This is a genomic window from Halobaculum magnesiiphilum, from assembly GCF_019823105.1.
Lineage (GTDB): Archaea > Halobacteriota > Halobacteria > Halobacteriales > Haloferacaceae > Halobaculum > Halobaculum magnesiiphilum.
The window spans coordinates 2,934,790-2,947,920 of sequence record NZ_CP081958.1; the positions used below are offsets into that span (position 1 = coordinate 2,934,790).

At 69.6% G+C, this 13,131-nt stretch carries 9 protein-coding genes; 1 reads left to right on the plus strand and 8 read right to left on the minus strand.

The window, feature by feature from the left end:
• Positions 1-85: 85 nt before the first annotated feature.
• From K6T50_RS15105 to K6T50_RS15140, 8 genes are all read right to left on the minus strand, one after another.
• Positions 86-1,615, minus strand: coding sequence for an ABC transporter ATP-binding protein (locus tag K6T50_RS15105; protein ID WP_222607387.1), 1,530 nt, complete (start codon positions 1,613-1,615; stop codon positions 86-88).
• Positions 1,608-2,888, minus strand: a complete 1,281-nt coding sequence (locus tag K6T50_RS15110) for an ABC transporter ATP-binding protein (protein WP_222607388.1) — start codon at positions 2,886-2,888, stop codon at positions 1,608-1,610. The genes K6T50_RS15105 and K6T50_RS15110 overlap by 8 nt, the downstream gene beginning before the upstream one ends.
• Positions 2,889-3,962 carry an ABC transporter permease gene (locus tag K6T50_RS15115; RefSeq protein ID WP_222607389.1) on the minus strand — a complete coding sequence of 358 codons (1,074 nt, stop codon included), beginning with the start codon at positions 3,960-3,962 and terminating at the stop codon, positions 2,889-2,891. It abuts the gene before it with no gap.
• On the minus strand, positions 3,959-4,951 hold the full coding sequence (locus K6T50_RS15120) for an ABC transporter permease (RefSeq protein ID WP_222607390.1): 993 nt from the start codon (positions 4,949-4,951) through the stop codon (positions 3,959-3,961). The genes K6T50_RS15115 and K6T50_RS15120 overlap by 4 nt, the downstream gene beginning before the upstream one ends.
• Positions 4,952-4,957: 6 nt before the next feature.
• On the minus strand, positions 4,958-6,607 hold the full coding sequence (locus K6T50_RS15125; RefSeq protein WP_222607391.1) for an ABC transporter substrate-binding protein: 1,650 nt from the start codon (positions 6,605-6,607) through the stop codon (positions 4,958-4,960).
• A gap of 116 nt (positions 6,608-6,723) precedes the next feature.
• A complete protein-coding gene (locus K6T50_RS15130; RefSeq protein WP_222607392.1) occupies positions 6,724-8,988 on the minus strand; it encodes an NADP-dependent malic enzyme in 2,265 nt (754 codons plus the stop codon).
• Between the two features lie 103 nt (positions 8,989-9,091).
• Positions 9,092-10,459, minus strand: coding sequence for a DUF7544 domain-containing protein (locus K6T50_RS15135; RefSeq protein ID WP_222607393.1), 1,368 nt, complete (start codon positions 10,457-10,459; stop codon positions 9,092-9,094).
• A 137-nt stretch (positions 10,460-10,596) separates the two neighbouring features.
• Positions 10,597-11,694 (minus strand): M24 family metallopeptidase, encoded by a 1,098-nt coding sequence (locus K6T50_RS15140; RefSeq protein ID WP_222607394.1) that lies wholly within the window; start codon positions 11,692-11,694, stop codon positions 10,597-10,599.
• Positions 11,695-12,168: 474 nt separating this feature from the next.
• Between K6T50_RS15140 and K6T50_RS15145 the strand changes: the two genes are divergently transcribed.
• Positions 12,169-13,125 (plus strand): succinylglutamate desuccinylase/aspartoacylase family protein, encoded by a 957-nt coding sequence (locus tag K6T50_RS15145; protein ID WP_222608945.1) that lies wholly within the window; start codon positions 12,169-12,171, stop codon positions 13,123-13,125.
• The last annotated feature ends 6 nt before the right edge of the window (positions 13,126-13,131 follow it).

The window sequence follows — 13,131 nt, forward strand, 5'->3', positions numbered from 1 at the left end:
TGTGAGAGCCGCGGACGCGAGGGCACGATCGCACGGCTCGGGAGGTGCGTTCGAAACGTCACGGAACGGGAACGACCCGACGAGGCTACCGGTCGTCGTCCGAGCCGACGGCGTCGTCGATGTCGTCGATGTCGTCCGGGTCGAGTTCGGCGTCGTCGGGAACCGCCGACGGCTCCGGCGGCGCCATTCCGCCCATCGCGGTCCCGACCTCGTCGGGGTCGAGGTCGCGGTCGTACTCCTCGTCGGCGAAGAGGTGGCAGGCCGCGGCGTGCTCGCCGCCGATCAGGGCCGGGTCCTCCTCCTCACACGGCGATGCGAACGACGAGCGCAGGCGGTCGGCGGCCTCTTCCTCGCGGCCGTTCGCGAGGATTTCGAGGGCGTCCTCGACGGTGTCCATCGTCGCGCCCGAGAGGCCCGCGAGGTCGAACTCCTCGCGCATCGCCTCCTTGAACGCGACGGTGTCGCGCTCGAAGTCGTCGCCGTCGTGCTCGCTTTCCAGGGTGTCCCAGACGGAGTCGGCGGTGAACCCCTGGCGTTCGAGCCGGTCGCGGAGGTTCATCACCCCGCGGTACTGCTCCTGCGGGATGTCGACGGTCGCCGGCTGGATGACCTTCGGACAGCGCGTCCGGAAGTGACACCCCGACGGCGGGTCCCGCGGCGAGGGCACGTCGCCCGAGAGCGCGTCGACGCGCCGCCCCTGCTCCTCGACGGACGCGCGGGGAACCGACTCCAACAGCGCCTCCGTGTAGGGGTGTTTCGGCGACTCGAAGATGGCATCGGTCGGGCCCGTCTCGACCACCTCGCCGAGGTACATCACGGCGACGCGGTCGCAGATGTGCCGGACGACCGAGAGGTCGTGCGCGATGAACAGGTACGTGAGCCCGAAGTCCTCCTGGAGGTCCTCCAGGAGGTTCAGGATCTGCGCCTGGACGGACACGTCCAGCGCCGAGACCGGCTCGTCGAGGACGATGAACTCCGGATCGAGCGCGAGCGCGCGGGCGATGCCGACGCGCTGTCGCTGCCCGCCGGAGAACTCGTGCGGGTAGCGGTCGATCTGGTCGGCCGAGAGGCCGACGCGCTCGAGCAGTTCCTTCGCGCGGTCGCGGCGCCACTCCCGCTTCGAGCGCCCGTCCTCGGGCGACTCCTCGGGCAGGTTGTGGATCTTCAGCCCCTCGCTCACGATGTCGCCGACGGTCATGCGCGGGTCGAGGCTGGAGAACGGGTCCTGGAAGACGATGCCCGCGCGCTTGCGGAAGCGCGTCAACTCGTCGTCGGCCATCTCCATGACGTTCTCGCCGTCGAAGCGCACGGTGCCGTCGGTGGCCTCGCGCAGGCGGAGGAGCGTCTCGCCGGTCGTGGACTTCCCGCAGCCGGACTCGCCGACGACGCCGAGCGTCTCCCCTTGGTACACCTCGAGGTCGACGCCGTCGACGGCCTTCACGCTGGTCGGCTCCCGGCCGAGCAGGCGGTCGAACAGCGAGTCGTTCTCGTAGTAGTACTTCCGGAGGCCGCGAACCTCCAGCAGCGGTTCTTCCCCGTCGCGTCCGGCGGAGACGGCGTCGGCGGAGTCGTCGCCGTCGCGGGCGTCGGTCCCGGCTGGCGTCGACTCACTCATCGCCGCGCACCTCCTCGTTGCGGTCGAAGTGGTCCGGCGGGAGCGCGTCCGCCTCGCTGTACTCCCGCTCGGCGAGCACGCAGCGGACGGCGTGCTCGTCGGTGCCGGGCTCGGCGTCGTACTCCGGGATCTCCTGCAGGCAGTCGGTCATCGCCTTCGGGCAGCGGTCGGCGAAGAAACACCGGCCGCCCATCTCCTCGTCGACCAGCGAGGGGACGTTCCCCTCGATCGGCTGGAGACGCGGGGCGGGGTCGTCGAGGTCCGGGATCGAGCCGATGAGTCCCTCCGTGTACGGGTGGACGGGCGACTCGAATACGTCCGCGAGCGTCCCCCGCTCGACGATCTGGCCCGCGTACATCACGCCCACGCGGTTGCACATCCGGGCGATGACGCCCAGATCGTGGGTGATCATCACGACGGAGGTGTCCTGCTCCTCCTGCAGGTCGCGCAGGAGGTTGAGGATCTGCGCCTGGATCGTCACGTCGAGGGCGGTCGTCGGCTCGTCGGCGATCAGCACGTCCGGCTCCCCGGCCAGCGCCTGCGCGATCATCGCGCGCTGGAGCATCCCGCCGGAGAACTGGTGGGGATACTCGTGGGCGCGCTGGGCGGGATCGGGGATGCCGACCTGTTCGAGCAGCTCGATCGCGCGGTTCATGCTCGACTCGGAGGTGTACCCCTTGTTCGGCAGCAACGCGTCGGTGATGAGCTTCCCCATCCCGTAGCCCTGGGTCCGCGAGCGGGTGCTGCGCGGGTTCGAGCGGGCGCGGCGCTGCACCTCGACGGCCTCGGCGATCTGCTCGCCGACGGTGATCGACGGGTTCAGCGAGGACATCGGGTCCTGGAACACCGTCGAGAACGCCGGCCCGCGCAGTGCGCGCCGGACGTCCTCGGGGAGTCGTCGGGTGTCGACGAAGTCGCCGTCGACGGCCTCGGGGAGGTCGTCGCGGAACTCCTCGGCGAGGTCGGCGTCGCGGTACCACACCTCGCCGCTCGTGATCCGGCCGGGCGAGTCGACGAGGTCGATGAGCGACAGCGCCGTCACCGACTTCCCGGAGCCGGACTCGCCGACGATGCCGAACACCTCGCCGTCGCGGACGGCGAAGTCGACCGACTCGACGGCGTTGATCTGCCCCTCCTCGGTGAAGAAGCGAGTCGAGAGGTTCCGGACACGGAGCACGTCGTCCGAGTGCCCTTCAGGGGCACCGTGGCCCTCGGGGGCACCGTGGCCCTCGGAGGCGCCGGCGTGTTCGGCGGCGGGGGCGGGTTCGCTCATCTACATCCCCCCCTCGCCCTCGATACCAGGATCGAGCGCGTCGCGGAGCCAGTCGCCCACGAGATTGATGCCGATGACCGCGAGCACGATAGCGAGCCCGGGCACGGTTGCGATCCACCACGACGACGAGAGGTAGCCACGTCCTTGCGCAATGTCGAAGCCCCACGAGAGCGTCGTTCCGGAGAACCCGAGGAACGACAGCGACGATTCCAACAGGATGATCGCGGCGACCTGGATGGTCGCCAACACGAGGATCGGCGTGATCGCGTTCGGCAGGACGTGCCGGAAGATGATCCGGGCGTCGCTGCCCCCCAGCGCGCGGGCCGCCTTCACGTACTCCTCCTCGCGGATCGAGAGCGCCTCGCCGCGCGCGATGCGGGCGAACCACACCCAGTTCACGAAGCCCACGACCAGGATGACGACCGTCGGCAACACGAACACCTCGGGCATCGGCGTCGGCAGTCCGACGGCCTCGCGGAACGAGCCGGCGATACCGGTGGTCACCAACGGATCTGTGACCGCGTAGGCGACGTCCGCCTGGAAGCGGCTGAACAGCCCGATCAACGCGATCGCGAGCACGAGCGACGGGAACGCCAGCGACACGTCGGCGGTGCGCATCAGCAGGTCGTCGATCCGCCCGCGGTAGTACCCCGCGGTCAGCCCGACGGTGACGCCCAACACCGCCGCGAGCACCGTGCCGAAGAACCCGACGAGCAGCGACGTTCGGGCCCCGTAGATAGCTCGCGAGAGGATGTCCTGTCCGAGGGAGTTCGTCCCGAGCGGATGCTGGGCGGTCGCGTTCACCGTGACGTTCTCGGTCACGGTCTGGATGCTGCCGTTAACCATCTCGGTGGTGGTCTGCTCCTCGGTGTCGGTGAACCCGAGCGGGGGCAACTGCGCCCGATCGAGGTCCTGCGTGCGGGGATTGTGCGGGGCGATCATCGGGGCGAGCGCCGCCGCGAGGATGATCACCACGACGAGCACCACGCCGATGCGCGCGAGTCCCGACGACCGGAACTCCTTGCGCAGGTTGCGAATTGTCCGCGGCGAGATCGAGAGCGGTCCGATCTTCATTCTGCCATCACCCGCGGGTCGAGATACGCGTACAGCGCGTCGACGGCGATGTTCAACAGGACGAAGCCGGTCCCGATGACGATGAGGCTCCCCTGGAGGATCGGCCAGTCGCGCGCGTTGATCGCGCGGATGATCTCCGAGCCCAGGCCCGGCCACGCGAAGACGGCCTCCGTGATCACCGCGCCGCCGATGAGCGTCCCCAGTTGCAGACCGAGGACGGTGACCACCGGCACGAGCGTGTTACGGAGTACGTGCTTGTAGCGGACCAGCGTCTCGGGCAACCCCTTCGCGCGGGTCGCGCGGACGTACCCCTCCGACAGCTCGTCGAGCATCCCCGAGCGGACCAGTCGGGTGATGAGAGCCGTGAAGTACGTCCCCAGCGTGATCGCCGGCAGGAACAGCGAGGCGAGCCACTCCCTCGCCACCTCGAAGAACGGCGCCGGTCCCGTGATCGCCGCGAGCGCCTGCATGAACCCGTGGGCCCGCCCGCTGGTGGGGAAGACGTCGAACTGGACGGCGAACACGAGCACGAGCATGATGCCGAGCCAGAAGTTCGGCGTCGAGATGCCCAACAGCGAGAACGTCGTGGCGGCGTAGTCGGCCGGCTCGTGACGCCGCGTTGCGGAGATGACCCCCAGCGGGATCGACAGGACGATCGCGACGACGCTCGCGGCGATCGCGAGCTCCAGCGTCGCCGGCAGCTTCTGGAACACCTGCACCGAGGCGGGGATACTCGAGATGTACGAGTACCCCATGTTGCCGTGGAGCAGCTCCCAGAGGTAATCGAGGTACTGGATGTACAGCGGCTCGTTCAAGCCGAGCTCCTCGGCGATCCGTCGGCGCGTCTCCTGGCTGGCGTCCAGCGGCGCGACCGTGTCGATCGGCGACCCCGGCGTGATGAATCGCAGGACGAACACGACGGTCACGACTCCCCAGACGACTCCCACCCCCTGCACGCCGCGTTTCAGAAGAAATCGACCGTAGCCCATGACGGCCTAGTTGCTCTCGCTTGGGAGGCTCTGCGCCTCGTCGAGCAGGCTGTCCAGTTCGTCGTTCTTGTACGAGGTCAGCGCCCCGTCGCTCGCGAGGAGCGGCTGGATCGTCTGGATCGCGTCGAACGTCGCGTTCCCCCACCCGAGCAGGTACCACGGGGGCTTGTCCTCGATGTTGCCCGTGGTGACCTGGCTGACGAGCGTCGAGAACTCCACCTGCCGGGCGCTCGCGGAGACGTTGGAGAGCTCGTCGACCTGGGCGGCGACCGCCTGGGCGATCTCCACGTCACGCAGGTACCGGCCGATCGGCGTCACGAGCTCGATCTCCGCGCCGGCGTAGCCGGACTCCTCGACGAGCTGTTCGGCCCGTTCGAGGTCCTGCGGGTACGGGTCGATGTCCCCGTTGTGGCCGAAGAAGCCCTCGAGCGTCGGCTGGCCGGTCGGCGAGCCGAACGTCTGGAGGACGTTCTCGACGATGGAGTCGAGGTCGATGGCGTAGTTGACCGCCTGACGGAACTCAGGCGAGTCGAACGGCTCGACGTCGTACCGCATCGCGTTGAAGAGGATCCGCGTCGACGGAACCGCCGAGATGCTGGTGCCGTCGTTCTCCTCGACCCGGGAGACCTCCTGGGGCGGGACGTTGACCGCGATGTCCGTCTCGCCGCTGAGGAGTCGATTCACGCGGGTCGACGATTCGGAGGCGGAGTTGATCGTGAACGTCGAGATGGCCGCCGGCTCGTCCCAGTAGTCCTCGAATCGATCGAACGCGACCTCGACCCCCTGCTCGTAGTTCGAGAGCTCGAAGGGGCCGGTCCCGTCCATGTTCTGGTTGATGTAGGCGTCGTCGTTCTCCTCGACCCACGAGCGGTTCATCACGTCGCAGTAGGTCGCGAACGACGCGAACACGATCGGGTTGAGGCCCGCGAGGTTCACGTTCACCGTTCGGTCCTCCTCGGATTCGACCTCGGCGCCCTCGACGCCGATGAGCTGGTCGACCTGCGGGGATTCGATGCCCACGTCGGGGTCGACGATCCGGTTGATCGAGTAGGCCACGTCCTCCGGCGTCAGCGAGTCGCCCGAGTGGAACGGGACGTTGTCGCGGACGGTGAACTGCACCGTCGTCTCGTCGAGGCGCTGGTAGTCGGTGGCGAGCGTCTCGACGATGGTGCCCTCGCGGTCGCGTTCGAGCAGCCCTTCGTACGCCTGCAGGACGATGTTGTCCGTCGGCGTCTCGCGGTGGTCCTGCGGGTCGAGCCCGGAGTCCATCTGCGATTGGGTCATCACCACGTCGTCGCCGTCGTCGTTCGCCGGCTCGATGGCGTACGCGCTCACGCGCTCGTCGGTGCGGGGCTGCCACTCGATGTCCGAGGACTGCCCGTACACGGAGTACTGCCTGTTGAGGAACACCCACGGCGCCTGCTCGTGGCAGTGGAGGTTGGCGCGCTGGAGGTAGCCGTCGCGCGTCTCCGGCTCCGGCCGCTCGGTCGTCTCCTGCGGTTCGGTCGTGGCCGTCTCGCCACCGTCGGAGTCCGTCGGTTCGTCGGTCGGGGTCGCCTCGCCGCCGTTGCCGGAACAGCCGGCGAGCGCGACCGCCGCGGTCGCGGAACCCGCCGCCTGGAGGAACCGCCGTCTGCTCGTGTCTTTCTCAGACATGCCCGGAACGATGTGAGACGACCTCTTATATGCTGGGGTACGGTATCGCACACCGTCAGATCCCCGAAACGACGCGGGGGCGACGGCCGTCTCGACGGCTCACCGCCCCGGCCGACTCACTCGTCCTCGTCCTGCGCGTCGACGACGGCGACGCCGGCGAGGTTGACGATGTCCTTGACCTCGTCGCCGCGCTGCATCACGTGGACGGGCTGGTCCATTCCGACGAGCATCGGCCCGATCGCCTCGGCGCCGCCGAGGCGCTGGAGCAGCTTGTAGCCGATGTTCCCGGCCTCCAGGTTCGGGAAGACGAGCACGTTCGCGGGGCCGTCCAGCGTCGAGAAGTCGTAGGTGTCCTCGAGGATGTCCTCGACGACGGCGGTGTCGGCCTGCATCTCCCCGTCGACGGAGAAGTCGACCTCGGGGTCGTCGTGGAGCAGGTCGACGGCCTCGCGGGGCTTGCGGGTGCCCTCGTTGTCGACGGAGCCGAAGTTGGAGTACGACAGCATCGCCGCGCGGGGCTCGATGTTGAACCGGCGGGCCAGCTTCGCGGTGTGTTTCGTCACCTCCGCGAGCACCTCGGCGTCGGGCGCCTGGTTCACCGTGGTGTCGGCGCAGAAAACGACGCGGTTCTTGAACGTGAGCATGTACACGCCGGCGACGTACTCGGCGTCCTCGGCGGTGCCGATGACCTGCAGCGGCGGCCGGAGCGCGCTCGGGTAGTGGTGGGTCAGCCCAGTGAGCAGCGCGTCGGCGTCGCCGCGCTCGACCATCACGCTGCCGAAGTAGTTCGTGTCGCGACGGACCAGTTCGCCCGCCTCCGACCGGGTCACGCCCTTGCGCTTGCGGAGCTCGTGCAGTCGGTCGGCGTACACGTCGGCCTTGCCGTCGGCGTCGGGGTCGACGACCTCGGGGTCGAACTCCAGCCCGAGGTGGGCGGTGGTCGACTCGATCGTCTCGCGGTCGCCCAACAGGACGGGGTCGGCGATGCCCTGCTCGGCCATCTGGTAGGCCGCGCGGATCATCTTCTCGTCGGTCCCCTCCGCGAGCGCGACGCGCTTGGGCCGGGAGCGCGCCTTGTTGAGGACGACGCGCATCATCTCGCGGCTCTTGCCCAGCCGGGCCTCCAGCCGTTCGGCGTACTCGTCGGTGTCGACCTCGGTGCGGGCGACGCCCGACTCCATGGCCGCCTCCGCGACCGCGGGGGCGACCTCGAACAGGACCCGGGGGTCCAGCGGCTTCGGGATGACGTACTCGGGACCGAACTTCAGCGGCTGGTCGCCGTACGCCTTCACGACCGCGTCGGGCACGTCCTGGCGGGCCAACTCCGCGAGCGCCTCGGCGGCCGCGCGCTTCATGTCCTCGTTGATGTCGGTCGCGCGCACGTCGAGGGCGCCGCGGAACAGGAACGGGAACCCGAGGACGTTGTTCACCTGGTTCGGGTAGTCCGAGCGCCCGGTGCCCATGATGACGGTGTCCTCGCGGGCCTCCTTCGCGTCCTCGTAGGTGATCTCGGGGTCGGGGTTCGCCATCGCGAAGATGACCGGGTTCTCCGCCATCGACCGGACCATCTCCTGGCTGACGATCCCGCCGATCGAGAGGCCGACGAACACGTCGGCACCCTCCATCGCGTCCGCGAGGTCGCCGCCCTCGACCTCGCTGGCGAACTGCGCCTTGTAGTCGTTCACGTCGCCGGCGGCGGCGCGTTCCTCGGTGATGATCCCCGAGGAGTCACACATCGTGATGTTGCTCGCGTCGGCGCCCAGCGAGACGTAGAACTTCGCGGTCGCGATCGCGGAGGCGCCGGCCCCGGAGAAGACGATGTCGAGGTCGGCGAGGTCCTTGTCGACGATGTCGGCGGCGTTGAGCAGCCCGGCCCCGGAGATGATCGCCGTCCCGTGCTGGTCGTCGTGGAACACGGGGATGTCCATCTCCTCGCGGAGACGCTCCTCGATCTCGAAGCACTCGGGCGCCTTGATGTCCTCGAGGTTGATCCCGCCGAAGGTCGGCTCCATGGCCGCGACCGAGCGGACGATCTCGTCGGGGTCGTCCTCGTCGATCTCGATGTCGAACACGTCGATGTCGGCGAAGCGCTTGAACAGGACGCCCTTCCCCTCCATCACGGGCTTGGATGCCTGCGCGCCGATGTCGCCGAGGCCGAGCACGGCCGAGCCGTTCGAGACGACGCCCACCATGTTCCCCTTCGCGGTGTACTCGAAGGCGCGGTCGGGGTCCTCGTCGATGTCGAGACACGGCGCGGCCACGCCCGGCGAGTACGCCAGCGAGAGGTCGCGCTGCGTGTTCGTCGGTTTCGTCGTCGATATCTCGATCTTCCCGGGCGGTTCCGATCGGTGGTACTCCCGTGCGTCGTCGTCAAGTCCCATACCGAGGCGACCACAGGACCGGGGAAAAACCTACCGAGCGACCGCACCGATTACCGGTGACGCGAAAGGGGAACTCGACTTCGGAGTAGGATCTGATCCCCGATCAGGATCGTTCGTCGCGGTCCGATCCGTCGTCTTCGAGTGCACCTTCGGAGTCGTTATCGGCGTCGTCGCCTTCGTCGACGTCGTCCGCCGTCCCGGAGAGGTCCGACGACGCCGGGACGAACTCACCGAACTCCTCGTCGCCGCGGGCGGACGCCGCTCGAGAGTCGGACTCGGAGTCGATGTCGGCCGCCCCGGCGCCCCCGTCGGGTCCGTCGTCGTCAGCGTCGTCGCCTCGCAGTTCGGCCGCGATATCGCCGGTGTCGTCGCCGTCGCCGTCGCGGTAGCGACTCACGAGGTCCAGGTTCTCGCCGAACCGACCGAGCGCGGCGAGCTCGTAGGACCGACGGTACGTCGTCGTGAGCACCTGGATCGGGAGCAGGACGGCAACGATGAACACCGGGATCCCGACCACGAGGCCGGCGAGCACGCCGAGCCCGATCCCGAGGTCGGTCGTCGCGGCGCCGCTGGTGACGGCCCCGACGGCGAAGCCGATCCCGGCGGCCAATGCGCCGACCGCGAGCAGGCCGACGAGCGCCAGCACGAACGAGACGATCGAGAGGCCGATCCCGACGAGCACGTGCATCACGATGTAGACGACCGTCTGTCCGACCTGCCCGCGGAGTCGCGGCCACACGCGCCGCCAGCCGTCGATGACGCCGCCGCCGTCGGCGACCATCGCCGGCACGACGAACTCGACGGTGAAGCGGTCGAGGAACGCGAAGACGAGGAGGTACAGGATCGCCACGATCGCGAGGGCGACGAGAACGAGCGGCCGGCCGAACAGCGACTCGACCTGCGTCCCGCTCAACAGGACCGCGGTGATCACGGCAGCCGGGGGGACGATGAACGCCGCGAACAGCCCGATCCGGAAGCCGAGCAGCCGGAGCCCGTTCGTCAGGTGGGTGCGGATGTCCCGGAGGATCCGGAGCTCGTCGCGGGCGATGGCGTCGACGAGAACGAACTCGAAGATCGGCGACAGCAGGATCGCCACCAGCGCGACAATGACGACAGCGACGAGGAGGAGCACCCCGAGCGCGCCGATCGCCCCGGCCTCCGCTTGCGGGAGGCCGCCGGCCTGGAGGACGGGGCCGCCGAGGGCGAGGGACCCGAGCGAGAGCGTCGGCACCGCGACCAACAGCGCCGCCAGCGCGCTCGTACCGGCGGAGGGACCGGAGAACCCCCCCGCGCCGGCGAGGCGGGCGCCGATGTTGCCCGCGTTGCTGGCGACCTGTCCGCCGGCGCCGCCGCCGCCGGTGAAGAGGGTCACGACCACCATTCTGATCCATCGCCCGAGGCTGAAGGGGAAGAGGAACTCGCGGGTCACGTCGATCGCGTCATCGACCGCGTCGACGCCGTACCAACTCATGGCGGCATCTCATAGCCACACAACATGAAGGTTGTTCCTCAGGGACGACCGAGGTTGTTCCTCGGAAGTGACCAGGATATTCCCCAGGGCGACCCGTAACGCGCCGGCTCGACCGCCGACTCCCCGCCGGCTCGACGTCAGTTCTCCAGGATCGCCGGACGCTGAAGCGTGAGGCCGTCGGACTCGACGGTGTCGGTCGGCCACCGGCCCGAGTCGGTGAGCGCCTCGACGGAGTCGTCGGTGACGTAGGCCGTGTCCTCGCTTTTCGCCCCCTGCACGGTCGGGTTCCACGCGTAGGCTGCCTCGCTCGCGACGGGCGCGTCGCTCTCGGGCGTCGCGAACCACTCGCGGCCGGCATAGCCGGTCGCGCCGCCCTGGTGGTGCTCGCGCCACTCGCCCTCGTACCCCTCCTCGGCGTACGCGTCCCGGATCGCCGCGAACACGTCGCCCGCGGTGCCGTCCTCGCGGCCGGCGGCCTCCCGGGTCGCCGCGAGCGCCCGGGTCTCCACGCGCTGGGCCGCGCGGTGCCGCTCGGCGAGCCACTCGGGCGGGTCGAACGCGACCGTCCGGGTGCAGGAGGCGTGCAACCCGCCCCGCCGGGCGGTGACGATCACGAGCGCGTAGTCGCCCAACGCGGCGTCGGTCGGCGTGGGATGGCGGTACTCGGGGGCGCGCTCGCTCCCGCCGACGAGCACGACCGGCGCGTCGATGTTCCGACCCGCCAGCGAGATCCGCAGGCCTGCGGCGACCTCGTGTTCGGTGTCGCCCGGCTGAAGTTCGCGACACACCGTCTCGACGGCGAGCGCGACCTCCCGGCCGAGGTCGCGGTAGGCGGCGAGGTCGTCCTCGGCGAGTCGCAGCCGGAGGCGCGTCGGGTCCACTGCGTCGAGCCCGGGCACGTCGAAGTCGGCGGCCGCGGGCGTCGGCGAACGAGCGGCGACCGACTCCGCCAGCGATGCCTCGTACCAGTCGTCGGCCGCGACGGACATCGACAGCTCCGCGGGCAGCTCCTCGGCGGCGATGCGCTCGGCCTCGATGTTGTTCGTGACGACCGTCCACTCCCCGTCGCCGAGGTAGCCCGCGGCGGCGTCGCCCACGTCCGCGTTCGCGTCGACCCAGTTGTCGCCGCCGGTGAGCCACGCGAACGCGTTGGGCCGCGCGAACCACGCCGCCTCGTACCCCTCCTCGGCGAGGAAGCGCTCCAGTCGCTCCTCGCGCTCGTCGATATCGACCATACTCGCGGGTCCGACCGCCCGGGCTTCAATCCCGCGGCATCGCCATCAACCACCACAACGACGATGACCGACCAGCCGCCGGGGACGCGTGTCGCCCGCACTCACGCGCGGCGCCTCCGTGCGCCGCGCCCTCGCGGGCGACCGGGGAGGGGCGGGGAGCAGAATCGACGACGCCGAACAGCCGGCGACGACGACGCGCTCACCGGACCATGGGGTGGGACTGAAAGGGGCCGTGGATCCCGGCGAAGGCCGGCGACGCAAGCACTGGAGCGAGCGCCGAAGGCGCGAGCGAAGCGCGCAGCGAGCCGCCCGAGCCGGGAGCCGCGGGGGCTTTCACGGTCGGACGCGGCTCGGCTCTTCGGTTCACCGTCGCCGGAGAGACGACGGATACACACGAACCGATAACTGGAACGTCGCAACCGAGCGATCGGACCGAACCCCTAAAGAGGCGATACCCGAAAGCCCGACGTAATGATGACGACGCTCGGGAGCGCGAGTGCGCCCCCCGGCGAGTTCGACACGGGCCGACTCTCGGTCGGGGAGACCCGCGACGGCTCGACCGTCGGGCTCCCCGTGGCGGTGCTCAACGGCGCCGAGGACGGGAAGACCCTCTACGTGCAGGCGGTCAGCGACGGCGACGAGCTCAACGGCCTCGGCGTGATCAACCGCCTCGTCCCGCAACTGGACCCCGAGGAGATCGCCGGCGAGATCCTCTTCGTCGGGATCGTCAACTACCACGCCTTCCAGGTCGCCGAGCACCGCAACCCCATCGACGACACGAAGATGAACCGGGCGTACCCCGGCGACGCCAACGGCACCTCCTCCGAGCGCATCGCCGCCGCGACGTTCGAGGCCGCCAAGCGCGCAGATATGATCGTCGACCTCCACCAGGGGCGCACCTCCCGGATGATCAACGAGACGCGCGTGCGCTGTGGCCCCCGCCACCGGCTCCATCGCGAGTGTCTGGAACTCGCGAAGGTGTTCGGCACCGGCTACGTCCTCGACCAGAAGGGCCCCGACGGCCAGCTCGCCCGCGCGGCGCCCGACAACGGCATCCCGACGATCGACCCCGAACTGGGCGGCGCCGTGGGGTGGGACGAGGAGTCGATCGAGATCGGCCTCGAGGGCATGTTCCGCGTGCTCCGCTACTACGGCTTCCTCGACGGCGACGTGGATCGCGACGTGCAGACGCGCGCCTCCGGGTTCGACCAGTACGGCTCGCCCGCCGGCGGGCTCGTCACCTTCGAGGTCGACCTCGGCGAGCGCGTCGAGCGCGGCGACACGCTGTTCGAGGTGACCGACGCGTTCGGCTCGCTCAAGGGACGCGTCACCGCCGACAACGACGGCATCTTCTGGCGCTCGCGGCGGCTCCCGCAGGTCGCCACCGGCGAGTACGTCTGCTCGGTCGGAACGGACATCGACGAGTTCTGACAGCGA